We start from the raw sequence: 17,252 nt of genomic DNA on the forward strand, positions 1-17,252 counted from the left end.
CGGTGCTCCTCTTGGAACCTTTGAGAAACTGTAGTCCAAACGTCTCACGACTCCTACGCGATGGTTACATCTGAGGACGGCTGACAGCGCCCTGACGACAAGTCAGGCCATGCCCGACCGGTTTGCTTTCTTTTGCTTCTTTGAATCAAACGACGGCTCTTTGTCGCCGGCCAATAGCGCCGGCCAAGTTCGGCCAGGTTCATCGCAGCGACGCGATCATCATTAGTGCGGAAGTCGCACTGCTTGCAATGGTACTCGTGGAGCTGGTGATTTCGAGCACTCTTGTCAATGGTGCCGCACTTGGGACAGCGCTGGCTGGTATAGTGCGCATCCACTTTGATCACGATACAGCCGTATTGTTGGGCTTTGTACAGCAAAAACTGTTCCATCTGGTAATAAGGCCAGCTGACCCGCTCGTACTTCTTATCCTTTGGCGATTTTCCAGCGCTTCACGGATGTCATTCAGCTTCTCGATGGAAAATAGTGTTCCAGGCCCATAGAAGTCAAGGAGTGCCTTAGCAAGCTGGTGATTCATATTCGTCACCCAACCGTTTTCTCGATGACCGATTTTCTTGAGCCGCTGCCGGGCAGCTGAAGTTTTCTTCTGTTGCAGGTGTTTCCGCTGCTGTTTTCCGTAACGTCGCCTGTTGAGCAGTTTCTTACCACTGACAAACTCAGTTTCACCGGTTTCATCATTATAGGCCGTGAGGATATTGATCAGCCCGCGATCCATACCCACTACCCGTTGGATACTTTCCAATGGAACATCAGGAACTTCCTGGGCTACACTGATGTGCACGAACCATTTTTGGCCTGATTTAATGACTTTTGCCGTGCCGAATTTCCATGTGCCGGTGAGATACTTCTCCCAGTGGGTGGTAATGGGCGTGACAATCACTCGACCGCGAATGGTGTTCAGGGACAACTTCGCCCAGTTATCCAACACCGACCAATCCCGATTGAACACCAAATCGACCTGCGGCCGTTTGAAGTGGATCGGATGCCACAAGTCCGTCAGGTCTTTAGCCCGTTCTTTGACCCATTTCTTGGTGTCAGGATTATTCCACCCCCAGGCTTTCTGGTGCTGCTTAGTCTCCAAAGCCTTATACTGAGCGGCCACAGTTCGAGTAGTGGACTGAGCCATTTGAGCTTTCAGATACATCTTTGACGTCTTATCCGTGAGCTTCTTGTAGAAGACTGCGTGGAGATAGAAGGTGCTGAACTTAAAATTCCGGTCGAAGACATGCTGGCTGATCAGGTCGCAGGCATCACGATAGTGGTTCATGGTTTCCTGCATGGCCGCTGGCCCAGAAGTATCGTCTGGAGCGAACTTGATCTGCATTTTGAGTACTTGCGTGTTTTGCATACCGGCCTCCTTTGGTGGGAAAATGCGTTTTCATCATCTAAAACCAGCATACCAAGTTGCCATAGCGAACAGTCAAGTCAAAAGCTCAGCGATTCCTCCCCCACTTACGGCGAAGCCGTTGAAGTGGGGTATCCTCGCTGTTATTGGATGAAAAGCTCCTTCTTTCCATATGTTAGAAACGTTTCTGATCTGCAAATTCAATAAACCACGAACTTTTCTAAAAAGGAAGCGCCTTTTTAAACGTTTCCCGATAAAAATAGTCCGTTGAAGCGCGATGCCTCAGCGGACCACTGTTGCCGGTGATTATTTAATCTTCAACGGCGCTAATTGCTTCTCAATTTCTGTCCGACTGTCCCCAGCTTGGAGCAGTGCTGCGGCAGTATATGCCCCTTCAACGAAGGCCACATCGTAGCGGTGCAGAGTCTTGTCGGTCATGTCGGTAACCAAATCCAAGTTCATCTTCGCACTGCCGAGATCGTAGAAGACCATTAACTCATCGGCGTGATTGTCGTCAATGGCTTGAAGAATATGGGTGGCGTCGGTACCGATGTCGCCATCGCTGGTGCCGCCGGCGGTGGTCAGGTTAATGTCCGGCGCAACTTGGCGAATCAGCTTGCTGATGCCGGCCACGATCTCGGGTACATGGGACACCAGCACCATGCCGGTCTGTGTATTGGCAGCCATGGAAAGTCTCCTTTCTTTACTTGGCCGTTGCTTGCAGCAGCGTCTTCAACAACATCCCAGTGCTGACGGCGCCGGGATCCAAATGACCAATGGAGCGTTCGCCGAGATATGACGCTCGGCCCTTCAACGCCCGTAACGGTTTAGTTGCCTCAACGAGTTTGTCGATGTTGGCAGCGTTGAGCTGGCCCGCCTTCGCATCTTGGGCTGCTGGGGTCCAGACATCAACCATGGTCTTGTCGCCAACCTTGGCCCCGCCGCGTTTGGCGACCCCATCGGCAGCCGCTTGCAGCAAAGTCGGAATGTCACTTTCGCTGTCCTTAGCGGCCTTGGCCATTTCGAGAAAAGCGGTGCCGTACAGCGGACCCGACGCGCCGCCAACCTTGCTGATCAGGCTCATGGCAATACTCTTGAAGGTCTGGGCCAAATCAGCTGGATTATCTTTCGCTAATCCAGCGGCCACGGCGTCGACGCCCCGGGCCATATTGTTGCCATGGTCGCCGTCGCCGATATCGGTGTCCAGCTGACTGAGATAGTCCTTGTTCTTTTCAATTTCTGTCTGGTATAACTGCATCCATTGCTTCACTTGTTCAACGTTCATTACGCGTGTCCCCCCAACCAATCGTCGCGGCTGGTGCATTCAAATAGTCCAGCCATTTATCATCTGTTAACTGCAGGAGCGTCAGCGAAAGACCGGTCATGTCCAGCGAGGTGACATAGTTGCCGACCTTGGTGAAGGCGACCGTCGCTTTAGCGTCCGTTAATTGCTGGAGCACGTCGTTGGCAAAGACAAATTGTTCACCCAGCGGAGTGGCGCCAAAGCCGTTCACCAGCACGGCAAACTTCTTGCCGCTGAGACCGCCGGTGTATTGCTGCCCAATTTTATCTAGCAGTTCTTTGGCTAATTGCGCCGAAGGGACCATCTTTTCCCGCTTATAGCCCGGCTCATTATGAATGCCGACACCATATTCCATTTCGTCCGGACCCAGTTCGAAGCCGGGATGACCGACTTCGGGCACCGTGGCGGCGTGGAGTGCGACGCCGATGGTCTTGGTTTGCTCAATCACCGCTTTGCCCAGTTTAACGAGGCTCTTGAGGTCCGCCCCGGCTTCGGCAGCCGCCCCAACAATTTTCTCCACGTAAACCGTGCCGGCGACGCCGCGCCGGCCCTGGGTATACAGGGAATCTTCCACGGCGACATCGTCATCCACCACAATGGATTCAACGGAAATATCGTCGATGCTGGCTAGATCCTTAGCCATGTCGAAGTTCATCACATCACCAGAGTAGTTCTTGACGATGAGCAGGACCCCTTGACCCTGATCAGCCGCTTTGATTGCCGCGTAGATCTGATCCGGCGTCGGCGACGTGAAGACCTGGCCAGCGACGGCCGCAGTCAACATGCCCAGGCCGACGAAACCGGCGTGCAGCGGTTCATGGCCGCTGCCTCCGCCAGAGACCACGCCCACTTTGGCCGGGTGGTTTCCGGTGAATGCCTTATCGTTCCGGACAACCGCCGTGGTTTCAGGAATCTGACGGACATACTGGGGATAACTGGCCACCATGCCGGCAACCATTTCCGGCACGAGGTCACTTGGATTGTTCAATATTTTTTTCAAGAGAACTTGACACCCCTTTCAACGTACATCTCCATTATAAGCCAGCGACCCCTGGCGCGTGAACCGGCTAAGTGGGATTTGCCAAATAGTATTGACTCCTAGATTATAATTGTTACAATTTATATAGACGGTTGCGACCAAGCGCGTCGACGTGATACGATGAGCTTGTAGGATTGTCTGCAATTTAATTTTACAAAAGGAGTGCGATTATTTAATGAAGGTCATCGTCGTTGGTTCTTCCCATGGTGGTTACGAAACAGTCCGCGGTATTTTGGCTGAACAGCCCGATACTGAAATTCAATGGTATGAAAAGGGGGATTTTCTCTCCTTCCTCTCCTGCGGGATGCAGTTGTACTTAGAGGGTGTCGTGAAGGACGTCAATTCCGTCCGCTACGCGACCCCGGAAGGCATGCGTGCCCAGGGTGTGCACGTCTTCACGCGCCAAGAGATTACCCAAGTGGACGCTGCAAAGCATCAAGTCACGGTCCACGATTTGGCCCACGATACGACTCGGACAGAAAGTTATGATAAATTAGTGCTCTCCGTTGGTGCTGTACCGGTCAATCTGCCGGTACCGGGCAACGATTTGAAGAATGTCTACGCCATGCGCGGCCGGGATTGGGCAATCAAGCTCAAGGCCAAGACCGTTGACCCGACGTTGCAAAATGTCGTCGTTATTGGGGCCGGTTATATTGGTGTGGAAGCCGCTGAAGTGTTCGCGAAAGCAGGCAAACATGTCACCTTAATTGATATGATTGCCAGACCGCTGGGCCTTTATCTGGATGCGGAATTCACCGACCGGTTAACTGAAACCATGAAGGCCAACAACATTTATCCGGCCACCGGCCAACTGGTGAAGAAATTTGTCGGCCACCAAGGGGCGGTGCAGCAAGTGGTTACCGACCAAGGTACTTATCCGGCAGATCTCGTGATCCAAACCGCCGGAATCAAGGCCAACACTGGCTGGCTCAAGGGTGTGGTCGACTTGGATGAGAAGGGCTTGGTCAAGATCAACGACCATCTGGAAACATCCGCGGCCGACGTTTACGCCGTGGGCGATGCCACGAAAGTGCCGTTTGCGCCCACAGACACACCGCAGCAGATTGCCCTGGCCACCAATGCCCGCCGCCAAGGCCGGATCGCGGCCAAGAACGTGCTGGGTGACGACGTCGCCATGCCGCCGGTTTCCGGTTCTTCCGCTCTGTCCGTCTTTGATTACCACTTTGCTTCCACGGGGATCAAGGAAGGTACTGCTGAACGGTATGGTGTGAAAACGGCGTCGGTCTTCGTTACTGACACGACCCAACCCCCGTTTGTGCCCACTGAAGCCGGCAATACCGAAGTCTACTTCAAGCTGACTTATGACCCGGCAAGCCTGCGCGTGTTGGGCGCCCAAATCATGTCCAAGCGCGACGTGACCGCGAACATCAACGCTATCAGTCTGGCGATTCAAGGCAAGATGACCTTGAAAGATCTGGCCTACGCTGATTTCTTCTTCCAACCGGGCTTCGACCGGCCATGGAATATTATGAACGTGGCGGCGCAAAAGGCGCTGCTGGCCGAAAAGCAGGCAGTGACTAACTAGTTTTTAAATGCAAATCGGGCCCGTCAACGCGGATTGCGCTGGCGGGCCCGATTTGTGTGCTCATTTGATTAGTGTTCGTAGTTGCAAAGCGTGTAGCCCTTCGCCTTGGCTTCTTTCAGGGTCATCTTGCGCAGCGTGCTTTGGTTCGCGTTTGAAAGCCCGCGGCAGTTGCGGTTGAAGTGATATTTATTGCCCGTGGCGGCTACAAAGACTGTTTCATAGTTGCTGTGACCGGGGTTGGTTTCTGGTTGGCCGGGATTCGATGACCCCGGATTATTCATTAAATCTTCCGGCTTGGTCGTGTAGGCCTTAGCCCCGCGGCTGGTCTCCTTAGTCAAATAGAAATAGGTGCCCTGAATCCATTGGTTTGTACCCAATTCGTACCAGGACTGACCGTTGACCACCTTGCGGCCGAATACACGCCAAGCGGAGTTATGCAGCAGCTTGCGACCCGGTACCGGTTGGCGGCCATTGGTCGCCTTATTCCAAATGGCAATGCTGTATCCCGGCACGTATTTCACCCGGCCAACGGCATTGAGGGATTGACTGCTTGTTTCGTTCTGCAAGTCAAAATAACGGCCGGACATGTACTGTGCACCGCCTAGACCGAAGTAATAGTCGCTCCCCGCTTGCCCGCCGGAAAAGACCTGCCAACGACTGTTGGTCTTTAAATACTTGAGTAATGCCCCGCTCCCCGGCTTTTGATACAGCACAATACCGTAACCTTGCACATAATTCACCGTGCCGACATTCCGCGCGGCGGCTTGGGTACTGGCCGGACTGGCCAACAGTCCGCCCACCAGCACGCCGACCGCTACTGCGGCAGTGCGTAACCAAGTACGCCATGACTTTTTCTTCATCGCAAAAATCTCCCCTTTGACACTATATTTTTTTCACAACCGATTCACTTAATCTTACCGGATTCGGTTAGTTTTGCATAGGTCAAAATACAACGCGGTTAAGGTTTTTGCGTGCTAAAAATCTGCTGAAAAGCCCGGGCCGTTGGGGATAACGGTGTATTCTTCGGCCAGATCAAGGTCATCGCGGTAGTCAGGGTCGGCGTGAACGACACGAACACCAGCGTCCGGTCCGTGGGATCCAGCAAATGGCGCAAAGTCACCGCGTACCCCACCCCAGCCTTCGTCAGCAGTGCGGCATTGTAAATCAAGTTGTAGCGGGTAACGATTTGATCTGCGCTGAGTGGTGCACCCAGCCAGTTTTCTAACATCTGTTGCACCGCCGCACGTTCTGAAATCATGAGCGGCAACTGGGGCATCTCCTGTCGGGTAATGCCCGATTTCTTGGCTAGCGGCGCACTGGCCGGCATAGCCAGGCCCCAGACATTCCGCCCGGGCAGCGGCGCCCAGGCGTATTTGTTCTTATCGGCCGGATCAATGACGACGCCAAAATCCAGCAAGCCATGGTCCAGCCGTTCAAAAATATCGTCGGCGTTGCCGCTATAAAGCCGCAACTGCACCGCTGGGTATTGCTGGACCAGATGAGCGGCGTCTGCTGATCCAATGCCGCCACAGTACTATCGGCCATGGTCAAAATCTGGCGGGCCCGATTCACCAGGTAGGTTCCCGCCGAAGTCAGGCTGACACCGCGCCCGGAGCGGTCAAACAACGGCGTGTGCAGCTCATCTTCCAGATCCATCATCTGCCGGGATAACGCCGGCTGGGAAACATGCAGCTGCTGGGCCGCCGCGGTCATCGTCCCCGCATCGGCAATCGCCACTAAATACCGTAAAGTCCGCAATTCCATTAGGTGTCTTCCCTTCTATAAGTCGCGTGCATGGCTTCTTATCATCTATTAGTATTATATATTACACGGCCCAGGCGTTATGGTAATCATGATCATAAAAGGAGGATTTTTCACATGGCAGAAAATAAACAACAAGGCGGCCTCTTCGGTTTAGGCGACAAGAACACCGCGTATCAGAAATACTTCATCGGGCAAAGCTACCTGAACAGTCTGATCCCCGCTGACGACAACATTGATGTCCACGTTGCCAACGTGACTTTTGAACCAGGCTGTCGCAACAATTGGCATATTCACCATGACGGTTACCAGTTGCTGCTGGTTACTGCTGGTGAGGGCTGGTATCAAGAAAAGGGCAAGCCGGCCCGATTGCTACATCCCGGCGACACCGTCGCCATTCACAAGGGCGTTGAGCACTGGCATGGCGCCACGAAAGACAGCTGGTTCAGCCACATTGCCATCACCAAAGGCACGACTGAATGGCTGGCCCCAGTCACTGACGCCGAGTACGCCCAATTAGGTACCAAGTAATGACTGAACAGTCCGTCCTGGCCGGTTTTGACCGGCGCACCTGTCCTCTGGTCCGCGCCGTTGACCACGCCGGGGCGATGCATCTGACCCGCGAGCGGCTGCTGATTCCGTTGATCGCCAGCATTTGTCAGGGTACGATCTCGCCAATAGCCGCCCAAACTGAAACAGTTTTGGCGGCCGGCGTGGCACCCGAAATTGTGTTGGAAGTCGTTTATCAGCTGACCCCAGTGGTTGGCACATTGCGCGTCAGCCAGGCCCTGCCAGCGATTCAGCAGGTCTTCACTGACCAGCATGTCACCCTGGCAGCGGCCGCCCCGGATCAAGCACCCGACTTTGGCGAGCAGACCCAAGCGGAACTTTACGGCACCGAGATCAAGCATTTGCTGCACGACTTGCCAGACGGCGCTGGCGACTTCATTCCCGCAGCGTTGACCAATCATTTCTTCAATGATTACTACCGCTACGGCGTGCTCAGCGTCAAAGACCGGGAGCGCTATGAGCTGCTGGCCCTGATTACCTTGAACGTGGACTTTCAAATCAAAGCCCACGCCCGGGGCAGTCTTAAAGCTGGGAATACGGAAAGCGAGCTCGTCTGGTCCGCCATTCAGCTGTTGCCCTATATTGGTTTCCCCTTGGTCATCAACAGCGTGCGGGTCATTCATGATGCTGCAACGGCCTTGGCTGAATAATTTCAAACTGGAGGTTTTATGATGGCTAAAAAACAAACCGCAGGTCGCGACAACTTAGGCGACTTTGCGCCGAAATTTGCTGAGCTCAATGATGATGTCTTGTTTGGTGAAGTGTGGTCCCGGGAAGATAAAATGTCCGCCCGCGACCGCAGTCTGATCACCTGTGCATCATTAATGTCTCAAGGATTATTCCCGCAATTAGAATCCCACATGAAACTGGCAAAACAAAACGGCGTGACCAAAGACGAAATGGTCGAACTGATCACCCAGCTGGCCTTCTACGCCGGCTGGCCCAAGGCATGGTCCGCCTTTGGTTTAGCGAAAAAGATTTACACGGATTAGTTAAGCAGAGGCAGGCCGCCATGACCTGCCTTTTCCTATGCGCCAACCAGCATCCCCAGCCAAACGGCGGTCAAGCCGAGCACCACGGACCCGATTTCGTACACCAGCGCCCAGGTCCATTGCCGGTTCCGCAATTGAATGACCATATCCACCGTAAACGTGGAGAACGTCGTGAAGCCGCCGCACAGGCCGGTGAGCAAGACTGTTTGCACCAACGGCGATAAGCCGGCTAAGCTGCTGAACAAGCCGGCCGCAAAAGCTCCGAGCACGTTAATGATCATCGTCGCCCACGGCCGACCTGGCCACAGACCTTTACCCAGCGTCGTCACGCCATATCGCAGCACCGAACCAATCCCGGCACCGCCAGCAAGCCAAAACCAAATCATTGCTCGCCCTCCCGTCGCTCAGTGGCCCGGTCGCCGAGGTAATAGCCCAAGCCGGCCAGCACTAACCCGCCCAGCAGGTTCACCAGAAATAAACCCAAGGTCCGCCCTGGGGTTTGGCGTATGTTGGTCATCGTCGCCAGCATCAAAGTAGAAAACGTGGTATACCCGCCAATTACCCCGGTACCCAGGCCCAGCACCAGTGCATCGGGCCAATCACTGTCCACGGCATAGGCCGTTAACAGCGCCAGAAGAAAACTGCCGGTTAAGTTTTCAATGGTGGTGCCTAAAAGGCTTGTTGGATCACCCACCCATTGATTTAAGCCATACCGGGCGAGGCCGCCTAAAGCGCCGCCCAAAAATACAATGAGGATACTGCCCATCTTCTTCACACTGTTTCCCCTTCCACGAAAAAATGACGTCCACAAGCCACTGCATTGCGCAGCGCGTGTAGACGTCATTAATTACATTCCGTAATAGTTGCAGCCCTCAATTCATGCCCCCTTTAAAAGGGCGACATCAACTGCTTTTACCGAAGGCTGCTCGGCGAACGTCATCACCGATTCAATAATCATTAGTTTACCCGGAAAAAGCGGCTGGTACAAGACTCGCCTGATATTTAGCCTTGATTCAACCCTTGCCACCAACTCCGATGCGTCCGATACCACGCAATGGTATCCGTCATGCCTTGGACAAAAGCCACCGTTGGCGCCCAGCCCAGTTCGTCCCGAATCTTCGTCGCATCCAGCGCATACCGGGAATCATCTCCCAACCGATCCGGCACATGCTGAATCAAGCTCGGGTCAATATGCAGCTGCTGAATGATCCGCTGAACAATTTCTAAATTGGCGTGCTCGTTGTTTCCCGTGACATTGTAGATCCCGCCGCTTTGCCCATGGCACAGCACGAAATCAATTGCCCGGCAATGGTCGAGCACGTGCAGCCAGTCGCGGGTTTTCAAGCCGTCGCCATATACCGGCAGCGGCTGGCCCGTCAGGCCCCGCTGAATCATCAGCGGGATCAGCTTCTCAGGATATTGATACGGACCATAGTTATTGGCACAGCGGGTGATCACCACATCCAGGCCATAGGTATGGTGATCGGCCAGCGCCAACAGGTCCGCGCTGGCCTTGCTGGCTGCGTAAGGAGAACTGGGGTGAAGCGGGGCTGCTTCAGTCACATAGCCGGTGCCGGGAATATTGCCATAGACCTCATCCGTTGAGACTTGGAGGAACCGCTCGATCTTGGTCTCCCGGGCCGCCGCCAGCAGCGTGGCCGTACCGCGAATATTGGTATCGACAAAGACCAGCGGATCCGCAATACTGCGATCCACATGGGATTCGGCTGCAAAATTCACGATGGCGTCGATCTGGTACTTTTTAATCAGCTGTACCACCAGATCGTGATCCAGAATAGAACCGTGAACAAAATGATAGTGTGCCTCTTCAGGCACATCCGCCAGGTTGCTCAAATTCCCCGCATAGGTCAGCGCGTCCAAATTGATCAGCACATCATCAGGATGCCGCTGGCGCATGAACCGAATAAAGCTGCTGCCGATAAACCCGGCCCCGCCGGTCACAAGAATATGCATTGAATCCCTCCTATCATCTTTTAAAACTAGTATACCAGTCACCACACACTCTTGTCCGCAACCCATTTCGTTGGTATAGTTTCCCAGTAAAAGAAAAGCGGCAACCGTCAGATCAGTTGCCGCTCCATATTGGAGATTTTCACTTGGACTTAATTACGATTCAAAACCAACATACCCATCGTTACCCCGTTGTCATCAGCCTGCCTCACAGCGGTACTTGGCTGCCGGATGACATGCGCCAAGCACTCTTACCCGGAGCCATTCTTGCCAACACGGACTGGTTTCTGCCCGCCCTGTACGACTTTCTGCCCGCCGCTGGTTTCACGACCCTGACCAATCACGTCAATCGTTATGCGGCTGATCCGAACCGACCGGTGATCGTTGCGCCGGCAGGCAGTTATCAGCGGACCACGGTATACCAGCAAAATACGTTTGGTCATCCGCTTTACGCCGCGCCGCTATCATTGCCGACGATCGAACACCGCCTGGCCGCTTACTATCACCCGTATCGCACGGCATTGCAGCGCTTATTAGCTGATAAAATCGCCGCGTTCGGTCATGTCACCTTGATCGATTTGCACAGTTTTGCGTTCTACCCCGGTCAGCCCAGTATCCATCCCCAAGACATCGTGCTGGGCAGCGAACACGATCAGACCAGCAGCAAGGCCTTCCGCCTGCAAGTGACCGCCGCACTGACGACTGCCGGATTTACCGTATCCGATAACTATCCTTTCCGCGGCGGCGACATTACCCGCCACTACGGCCAAGACCCCCGGGTCACGGAGTTGCAGATCGAACTGAATTATCGCTGTTATATCGGCAATACCCGCCGCTATGGTGAAGAAGAACTGACGGATTATGACCCTGCGCTGTTTGCTGCTGCGTCACGCCGCTTGCTGGCGATAAAACGCCTGCTTGAGCAGATCCAGTAACACGGCGAAGACAATCACGCCCGCGATCACGAGCAAATACGGCCCAATCGGTGCCCGCGGAGTGATGAACCCGGTCAGCCCCATGACTGTTGTTAAGACCATATTGAGACAGGTGACACCAAGCACGGTACGGCTCGGCACTGCCCGCCAGAAGGCCCCCCGCGTCCGGGTCATATAAATCGTGGCCATGGCCGAGAAGATCAGATAAGCAAAGAGCAGTGTGCTGGTGCTATCAGCGGACAGGTGCAGCTGGTACTCGAAGTACCACAGCAGCAAGAAGCCCAGCACCAGCCAGCCCAACGTCAAACCCGTAGCAATTTTGGCCAAATCACCCAACTGCCAGCGGGTCGGCCGGTCGCTGGGGTAGGTCCGATCCGTCCCCAACGTCAAGGTCACAGAATCGTTCATCATCACGATGAAAACGATCATGCTCAGAGAAATGGGGAAGAAACCGGTGAACAAGTAGCCGAACGTCAGCAGAATCGTGAGCTGAGCCGTCCGGGTCAGTTTAGTGATGATCCAGGTCATCATCCGCTGATAGACCCGCTGGCCAGAATCAACGACATCGTTGATGGCCCCGAGATCGGGTTCGGTCAAAATAATATCGGCAGCCAGTTTGGCAATATCCGTGGCGGTGGTCACGGCAATCCCCACATCGGCCTGCTTCAGCGCCGGCGCATCATTCACCCCATCACCCAGCATGCCGACGACGGCCCCGGCTTTTTGCAAGTCTTGGACCAGCCGGAACTTATCCGCGGGCAGGACGTTGGCAAATCCGGCATAATCCCGGGGCGCCTGGTCCATCTCAGCCGGTGTACCAATGGCCCCCTGCAGACCGACTTGCTGCGCCACCGCCTGGGCCGTGGCCCGGGTGTCGCCGGTAAGCATGATCACCTGCACGCCCCGGGTGCGCAGCCGCTTGATCAGCGCTGGCACGTCGGGCTTGATGGGATCGGCAATGGCGATTAGGCCAACGATAACGCCATCCGCGGCGATCGCTACGACCCGCGCACCGGTGGCTGTCAGCTTCGCCAGTTCAGCACGCAAATTGTCTGGTACCTGAGCGGCCTGCATCAAAATTGTCGGCGAACCAAGCTGCACCTGATGATCATGCGCCTGCCAAGTCACCGTGGCGGCTGAATATTTCTTCGCCGGATCAAAGGGCGTAAACGACGTCGGGGTTAAAACAGTCCCTTTTTTCGCGGCGCCCTCGCGGATCGCGCGTTCAATACTGCTGCGGCCCTGGGGATCGCAAGCGGCGGCCGCTAAGGTCAATACGGCATCCTCATTATAGCTGGCCGGCTCCAACGCAGATACAGCGGCAAGGGCCGTCCGGTCCTGGGTCAGCGTCCCAGTTTTATCCACCAGCAGCACATCCAATGATGCTGCTTCTTGAATCCCCGTCAGTCCGCTGACAAGGATCTTTTTCTTGGCTAATCGTGATGCCTCGACAGAGTTGGCCACGGTGAAACTGGACGGCATCGCCACCGGAATCGTAGCGATGAACAAAATCACCAGAAACGGCAGCAGCGACATGATACTCGTGCCCCGCAGCAGCGCGGTGACGGTCAAGACGATCACCAAAGCCACATCCAGAATCACCAGCAGCCGGACAATGCCGAACAGCAATTTCTCCAACCGGCCCGGTGCGGTGGCGTGGGTCAGCAATTCAGCGGTCTTGCCGTAGCTGCTGTTCGTCCCGGTCTTGGTCACTTGTACAATGGCATCGCCGGAAACGACCGTGGCGGCCGCATAGACGGGATCGTCAACGGCCTTCGCCACCGGTGCACTTTCACCGGTCAAAGCCGCCTGGTCGGCACTCAGGCCGCCAATCAGGACCGTTCCGTCAGCCGGGATCACGTCTCCCAGCTGCACGTGGACAATATCCCCCGGCACCAAGCCGTCGGCCGGCATATTTTCCCATTGGTCACCCCGCTTCACCCGGGATTGGGTCCGCAGATCGGCGTGCAGGCCGCCCAGCGCCTTCATCGAACGTTTCTTTTGCACCGCCCCATCGACGGCAGAGAAAACCAGCAGCAACAGGATAAATGTCGCCTGTAGCCCCTTGCCCAGAAAGAATTCCAGAATAATGGCCGCCTCCAGCAGCCAGGGCAGCGGTCCCCACAATCCGTTCAGCACCAGGCGCCAAAACGCCGTGGGCAGCGCTGGCTGCTGGTTCGCCCCAAACTCCTTCTGCTTCGCCGCCACTTCTTCTGGGGCGAGCCCCGCCTGCGGATATTTTTCTTCCATCGGCGTTCCTGCCATGATATCCATCCCTTTCTTTACTCCATAACCAAGTATACCCATGCAGTTAAGAAAAGCTGCATGGGTATAACTGAGATAATCACATGTCTTAACTAAACGGTCATCATTCAGCGGTCACTGTCCGCCGACCGGTGACAAGAATTAGTCTAAGTCGACGCTGTCTGGGAAGGTGGCGATCTTCGCTTGGTCGCCCAATTCTTCCTCGATCCGCAGCAATTCGTTGTACTTGGCTAACCGTTCACCCCGGGCCGGTGCACCAGCCTTGAGCTGCTCCGCGTGCATGGCGACGGAGAAGTCGGCGATGAAGTCGTCCGTGGTTTCACCAGACCGGTGGGACACCATGACCGTGCAGTTATTCTTCCGGGCCAAACGAATGGCTTCCATCGTTTCGCTCACGGTCCCGATTTGGTTCAGCTTGATCAGGAAGGACGTAGCCAGGCCGGCCTTGATGGCCTTGCGGATCAGCATCGGGTTCGTGCAGACATTATCGTCAGTGACGATTTGGACCCGATCCTTGTTCTTTTGCGTGAACTTGGCGAAGTTGTCCCAATCGTTTTCACCAAACGGATCTTCGATGGAGACAATGGCCGGATACTTCTTCAGCAAGTCTTCGTAATAAGCCGCCATCTCGTCGGCAGACCGCTTCTTGCCTTCAAACAAGTACGTGCCATCCTTTTGGGCAAAGCTGGACGCCGCGGCATCAAAGGCAATGCCGATTTCCTTACGCGGTTCATAACCGGCACCTTTGATGGCCTTAACCAGCTCTTGAATCGCCGCTTCATCAGAAGGCAAGTTCGGGGCAAAGCCGCCTTCATCGCCTAAGCCGGTGGACAGGCCTTCCTTTTCAAAGTTGGCTTGCAGTTGATGATACACGTTGACGATCTTCTCAAAGCCGTCCCGGAAGTTCTTCCGCTCGATGGGCGTGATCATGAATTCCTGGATGTCGATATCGTTGTCGGCGTGTTCCCCGCCGTTGATGACGTTGTGGAAGGTTTGCGGCAACTCCAGATCAACCCCGCCTAAGTAGCGATACAATGGTTCGTGCAGTGAATCCGCCGCAACCCGGGCCACGCCCATGGACGCACCCAGAATGGCGTTGGCGCCCAAACGGCCCTTGTTTGGCGTGCCGTCGAGCTCAATCAAAATGTGGTCGATCTCCGCTTGGTTGAAGGGTGAAACGCCTTGCAGCCGCTTGTTGATCTCGCCGTTGACGTTGGCCACGGCCTTTAACACGCCCTTGCCGCCAAGCCGGCTGCCGCCGTCCCGTAATTCCACGGCTTCATTTTCACCCGTGGACTTGCCGGAGGGTACCCCCGCGCGGCCAAAGCCGCCATCGCTCAAATGGACATCCACTTCCACAGTGGGATTGCCCCGAGAATCAAAAATTTCGCGTCCATGGACCTGACTAATCGTAACTGCCATCACCAAAAACTTCCTTTCCAAATTATGTAAAAAGGCGCCCACAATAACCCGCTCGCAGCGGAATATTGTAGGCGTCATCAATTACATACTGTAATGTTTGTGCGGTATGCAGAAAACCTGCTTACCCCTGGCGAACGTCATCGCCTATTCACTTAGTACACTTCAGGTATAACATACTCGACTCAGAACGCCAAGAAAATTTTCAGAAATCGGCCAGGCGGAATTCTTTAGCCGGCCGCCCCGGCCCTGGTTGGGGGCGTGACCCCGCGGGCGTGAGCAGTTTCTTGTGGTTGCGTAAGAAATTGGAGTTGTCCGGCTCCGATTGGCCGAATTGGGCAAAAATATGGCGAGCCTGCTTCAGGGTGAACGTCGGGCCCAAAATCAACAGGATCGTGGGCTGATAGTCCAACTTATTGGCGATTCGCTGGCAGGCCACCGTCAAGATCCAGTTGTGGTCAAAAGCCAGACCGGTGGTGGGGGTCTGATCCCGCAGATACTCATCCGCCGCCAAGGTGGTAAACTGCTGCCCTGCCCGGCTGAACCGGAAGCGGCCATTGGCCTGGGGCGTCAAAGCAAACCAAGCCGCCGCCAAGGCCCCGGGACCGGGCGTCAATTCCGGCAATTGGGGCAGAAAAATCATGTAGCTCAAAGACAGCGCCCGCTCCCCTGGGGCCCGGTCCGGCGCCGTAAAGGTGGCCAGCTGCTCGGCGTGGAATGCCGACAGATCCAAGCCGATTTTTTCCCGAATCAACCGCAGGGCGGCTTCATGGGCACTTTCATGGACGCGCATCGCCGTCTCCGGCAAGGCCCAGAAATTTTGAAACGGCTGGTCAGCACGCTTGATTAATAACACATTGACCTGCTGGGTTGTCTGGTCAAAGCCCCAGACAATATCGGTCACTGTGATCAAGGGTCGTTCTAAAACAATGTTGGCCAATCGGTGCTCCTCCTTTCGACGCGAAAGGGACTGGGACAAAACTCCTTCTGCTACGCCGTGCCAATGCTCCGCAAGCTGCGGCTGCGCATTGGCACTAGGTACGCTTGAAATGAAAGTTTTGTCCCAGTCCCTATATTGCGTGTATTTATGCCTTTGCAAAGCTCAAATCCACGCCACTGATCACTAACCGCTTGGCTAAATCTTTATCCTGCAAGACCTGCACCCGATTTTCCTGCACATAACCCACGGCCTCATCCTCATCTTCCGGGAAATGGCCGGTGGTGACAAACCACTTGATGACCGCCATGGCGTCGTACCCTTCAAAAGTGGTGTATTGGAACCCGACCAGCTCTTGAATTCCGGCTTCCGGTACGGTGCCGGAATACTGTTGGGCATGGACCAGAATCACCGCGCCGACATTGCGGAAGACACCCAAAATATCAACGGGGGTCTCATCTTCATTAGGATCAGCGGCTGGATAGCGCACCTCATCCGCACCCATGGCACGTAAATAGCGGCCCACGATCTCCGTGAACTGCGCCGGGTGCAATCCCTGCAGCGTCTCTTGTACAGCCGCCACGGCGGCCGCGGCCGGTTCGGGCACCGTGGTGTCCTGCCCAGCGACTAACCCATCAATATCCTGGGTCGCCTGGCCGGACAGCATCAAGTCAGTCCCGCGAAACCGCATCGCATCGGTCAAAGCAGCGCCAACTGCCCCCTTGGGATCGTTCACCAGCAATTTGACTGGTACGGTGAAGCCGACATCATGTTCCCGAGCCACGGTCGGCACCACCTCCGGCGCGTCTGTGACCCGATAGATGGCAAATCCGGTATGGGTAGGCACAACCACCGTATCATTCGATTCTAACTGGAGAAAATAATACAACCAGTGGCTGCGGGTCCGGGTCGCCCAGGGCAGCCCCATCTTGTGGCCCAGGGCCGCGAAATATACGGCAAAATCCGCCTTGGCCATGGTCCGAGCATGCCCGATGAGGGTGTCGCCCTCCCCTGCCAAAACAAAAGCGGCATAGCCAATCGATAACTTGTTTTCTTCCTCCAATAATCGGATCTGCATGGCAGCCGATGTTTGGTTGTAAATTCGATGCAACAGGTACACGCGACGACCCCTCCTTCGTCAATTCAACGCC

18 protein-coding genes, 1 pseudogene and 1 riboswitch are annotated in these 17,252 nt (G+C 55.1%); of the genes and pseudogenes, 5 read left to right on the forward strand and 14 right to left on the reverse strand.

The genetic code is table 11. The annotated features are described in order from the left end of the window. Positions 1-53 precede the first annotated feature (53 nt). The 5 genes from FMM01_RS08840 to dhaK form a co-directional block, all read right to left on the reverse strand. A complete protein-coding gene (locus FMM01_RS08840) occupies positions 54-389 on the reverse strand; it encodes a zinc ribbon domain-containing protein (RefSeq protein WP_150392262.1) in 336 nt (111 codons plus the stop codon). Continuing rightward, complete coding sequence (locus tag FMM01_RS08845) at positions 341-1,366, reverse strand: transposase (RefSeq protein ID WP_150392263.1); 1,026 nt, start codon at positions 1,364-1,366, stop codon at positions 341-343. Before FMM01_RS08845 ends, FMM01_RS08840 begins: the two co-directional genes overlap by 49 nt. A 303-nt stretch (positions 1,367-1,669) precedes the next feature. Then, positions 1,670-2,050 (reverse strand): dihydroxyacetone kinase phosphoryl donor subunit DhaM, encoded by a 381-nt coding sequence (dhaM, locus tag FMM01_RS08850; protein WP_063515608.1) that lies wholly within the window; start codon positions 2,048-2,050, stop codon positions 1,670-1,672. Between the two features lie 16 nt (positions 2,051-2,066). Next, entirely contained in the window at positions 2,067-2,648 is a 582-nt protein-coding gene (dhaL, locus tag FMM01_RS08855; RefSeq protein ID WP_027827976.1) for a dihydroxyacetone kinase subunit DhaL, read from the reverse strand. After that, positions 2,638-3,666 (reverse strand): dihydroxyacetone kinase subunit DhaK, encoded by a 1,029-nt coding sequence (gene dhaK / locus FMM01_RS08860; protein WP_027827977.1) that lies wholly within the window; start codon positions 3,664-3,666, stop codon positions 2,638-2,640. Before dhaK ends, dhaL begins: the two co-directional genes overlap by 11 nt. A 214-nt stretch (positions 3,667-3,880) precedes the next feature. On the opposite strand from dhaK, the gene FMM01_RS08865 reads away from it, so the two are divergent. Beyond that, a complete protein-coding gene (locus tag FMM01_RS08865; RefSeq protein WP_150392264.1) occupies positions 3,881-5,251 on the forward strand; it encodes an FAD-dependent oxidoreductase in 1,371 nt (456 codons plus the stop codon). A gap of 68 nt (positions 5,252-5,319) precedes the next feature. Here FMM01_RS08865 and FMM01_RS08870 read toward each other — a convergent pair whose 3' ends face one another. Both FMM01_RS08870 and FMM01_RS16720 read right to left on the reverse strand, forming a co-directional pair. Beyond that, positions 5,320-6,111 carry a hypothetical protein gene (locus FMM01_RS08870; protein WP_150392265.1) on the reverse strand — a complete coding sequence of 264 codons (792 nt, stop codon included), beginning with the start codon at positions 6,109-6,111 and terminating at the stop codon, positions 5,320-5,322. A gap of 98 nt (positions 6,112-6,209) precedes the next feature. Next, a pseudogene (locus tag FMM01_RS16720) lies at positions 6,210-7,015 on the reverse strand (LysR family transcriptional regulator). A 114-nt stretch (positions 7,016-7,129) separates the two neighbouring features. Between FMM01_RS16720 and FMM01_RS08880 the strand changes: the two are divergent. The 3 genes from FMM01_RS08880 to FMM01_RS08890 are packed head-to-tail and all read left to right on the forward strand — an operon-like array spanning position 7,130 to position 8,574. Then, entirely contained in the window at positions 7,130-7,543 is a 414-nt protein-coding gene (locus tag FMM01_RS08880) for a cupin domain-containing protein (RefSeq protein ID WP_146995142.1), read from the forward strand. Continuing rightward, entirely contained in the window at positions 7,543-8,232 is a 690-nt protein-coding gene (locus tag FMM01_RS08885) for a carboxymuconolactone decarboxylase family protein (protein ID WP_146995143.1), read from the forward strand. Before FMM01_RS08880 ends, FMM01_RS08885 begins: the two co-directional genes overlap by 1 nt. A gap of 21 nt (positions 8,233-8,253) precedes the next feature. Next, the gene (locus tag FMM01_RS08890) at positions 8,254-8,574 is read left to right on the forward strand and encodes a carboxymuconolactone decarboxylase family protein (RefSeq protein ID WP_027827982.1); all 321 of its coding nucleotides are present in this window, start codon (positions 8,254-8,256) and stop codon (positions 8,572-8,574) included. A 35-nt stretch (positions 8,575-8,609) separates the two neighbouring features. Here the strand turns inward: FMM01_RS08890 and FMM01_RS08895 are convergent, their stop codons facing one another. From FMM01_RS08895 to rfbB, 3 genes are all read right to left on the reverse strand, one after another. Next, positions 8,610-8,960 carry a fluoride efflux transporter FluC gene (locus FMM01_RS08895; RefSeq protein ID WP_146995144.1) on the reverse strand — a complete coding sequence of 117 codons (351 nt, stop codon included), beginning with the start codon at positions 8,958-8,960 and terminating at the stop codon, positions 8,610-8,612. Continuing rightward, positions 8,957-9,340 carry a fluoride efflux transporter FluC gene (locus FMM01_RS08900; RefSeq protein WP_035439975.1) on the reverse strand — a complete coding sequence of 128 codons (384 nt, stop codon included), beginning with the start codon at positions 9,338-9,340 and terminating at the stop codon, positions 8,957-8,959. The genes FMM01_RS08895 and FMM01_RS08900 overlap by 4 nt, the downstream gene beginning before the upstream one ends. A gap of 236 nt (positions 9,341-9,576) precedes the next feature. Next, positions 9,577-10,548 (reverse strand): dTDP-glucose 4,6-dehydratase, encoded by a 972-nt coding sequence (gene rfbB, locus FMM01_RS08905; protein ID WP_150392266.1) that lies wholly within the window; start codon positions 10,546-10,548, stop codon positions 9,577-9,579. A 143-nt stretch (positions 10,549-10,691) separates the two neighbouring features. Here rfbB and FMM01_RS08910 point away from each other — a divergent pair, with 143 nt between their 5' ends. Continuing rightward, the gene (locus tag FMM01_RS08910) at positions 10,692-11,480 is read left to right on the forward strand and encodes an N-formylglutamate amidohydrolase (RefSeq protein WP_150392267.1); all 789 of its coding nucleotides are present in this window, start codon (positions 10,692-10,694) and stop codon (positions 11,478-11,480) included. Here the strand turns inward: FMM01_RS08910 and FMM01_RS08915 are convergent. The 4 genes from FMM01_RS08915 to FMM01_RS08930 all read right to left on the reverse strand — a co-directional run bounded on the left by FMM01_RS08915 (position 11,433) and on the right by FMM01_RS08930 (position 17,221). Beyond that, on the reverse strand, positions 11,433-13,754 hold the full coding sequence (locus FMM01_RS08915; protein ID WP_190973312.1) for an HAD-IC family P-type ATPase: 2,322 nt from the start codon (positions 13,752-13,754) through the stop codon (positions 11,433-11,435). The genes FMM01_RS08910 and FMM01_RS08915 overlap by 48 nt on opposite strands. Positions 13,755-13,886: 132 nt before the next feature. Next, positions 13,887-15,167, reverse strand: a complete 1,281-nt coding sequence (gene eno, locus FMM01_RS08920; RefSeq protein ID WP_150392269.1) for a phosphopyruvate hydratase — start codon at positions 15,165-15,167, stop codon at positions 13,887-13,889. Between the two features lie 61 nt (positions 15,168-15,228). Further along, positions 15,229-15,321, reverse strand: a riboswitch (Fluoride riboswitch). 48 nt (positions 15,322-15,369) lie between these two features. Next, positions 15,370-16,104: an NUDIX domain-containing protein gene (locus FMM01_RS08925; protein ID WP_146995148.1), complete on the reverse strand. Its 735-nt coding sequence runs from the start codon at positions 16,102-16,104 to the stop codon at positions 15,370-15,372. 145 nt (positions 16,105-16,249) lie between these two features. Then, entirely contained in the window at positions 16,250-17,221 is a 972-nt protein-coding gene (locus FMM01_RS08930) for a restriction endonuclease (protein WP_150392270.1), read from the reverse strand. Between the last annotated feature and the right edge of the window lie 31 nt (positions 17,222-17,252).

It is taken from the genome of Schleiferilactobacillus harbinensis (genome assembly GCF_008694105.1).
In the GTDB taxonomy this organism is placed as follows: domain Bacteria; phylum Bacillota; class Bacilli; order Lactobacillales; family Lactobacillaceae; genus Schleiferilactobacillus; species Schleiferilactobacillus harbinensis.

Excerpts from the sequence above, each read along its gene's own strand:
- rfbB (WP_150392266.1), bottom strand. The coding sequence starts at position 10,548 with ATGCATATTCTTGTGACCGGCGGGGCCGGGTTTATCGGCAGCAGCTTT.
- FMM01_RS08900 (WP_035439975.1), bottom strand. The coding sequence starts at position 9,340 with ATGGGCAGTATCCTCATTGTATTTTTGGGCGGCGCTTTAGGCGGCCTC.
- FMM01_RS08870 (WP_150392265.1), bottom strand. The coding sequence starts at position 6,111 with ATGAAGAAAAAGTCATGGCGTACTTGGTTACGCACTGCCGCAGTAGCG.
- FMM01_RS08865 (WP_150392264.1), top strand. The coding sequence starts at position 3,881 with ATGAAGGTCATCGTCGTTGGTTCTTCCCATGGTGGTTACGAAACAGTC.
- dhaM (WP_063515608.1), bottom strand. The coding sequence starts at position 2,050 with ATGGCTGCCAATACACAGACCGGCATGGTGCTGGTGTCCCATGTACCC.
- FMM01_RS08845 (WP_150392263.1), bottom strand. The coding sequence starts at position 1,366 with ATGCAAAACACGCAAGTACTCAAAATGCAGATCAAGTTCGCTCCAGAC.
- FMM01_RS08915 (WP_190973312.1), bottom strand. The coding sequence starts at position 13,754 with ATGGATATCATGGCAGGAACGCCGATGGAAGAAAAATATCCGCAGGCG.
- FMM01_RS08880 (WP_146995142.1), top strand. The coding sequence starts at position 7,130 with ATGGCAGAAAATAAACAACAAGGCGGCCTCTTCGGTTTAGGCGACAAG.
- eno (WP_150392269.1), bottom strand. The coding sequence starts at position 15,167 with ATGGCAGTTACGATTAGTCAGGTCCATGGACGCGAAATTTTTGATTCT.
- FMM01_RS08890 (WP_027827982.1), top strand. The coding sequence starts at position 8,254 with ATGGCTAAAAAACAAACCGCAGGTCGCGACAACTTAGGCGACTTTGCG.
- FMM01_RS08885 (WP_146995143.1), top strand. The coding sequence starts at position 7,543 with ATGACTGAACAGTCCGTCCTGGCCGGTTTTGACCGGCGCACCTGTCCT.
- FMM01_RS08895 (WP_146995144.1), bottom strand. The coding sequence starts at position 8,960 with ATGATTTGGTTTTGGCTTGCTGGCGGTGCCGGGATTGGTTCGGTGCTG.
- dhaL (WP_027827976.1), bottom strand. The coding sequence starts at position 2,648 with ATGAACGTTGAACAAGTGAAGCAATGGATGCAGTTATACCAGACAGAA.
- FMM01_RS08840 (WP_150392262.1), bottom strand. The coding sequence starts at position 389 with ATGGAACAGTTTTTGCTGTACAAAGCCCAACAATACGGCTGTATCGTG.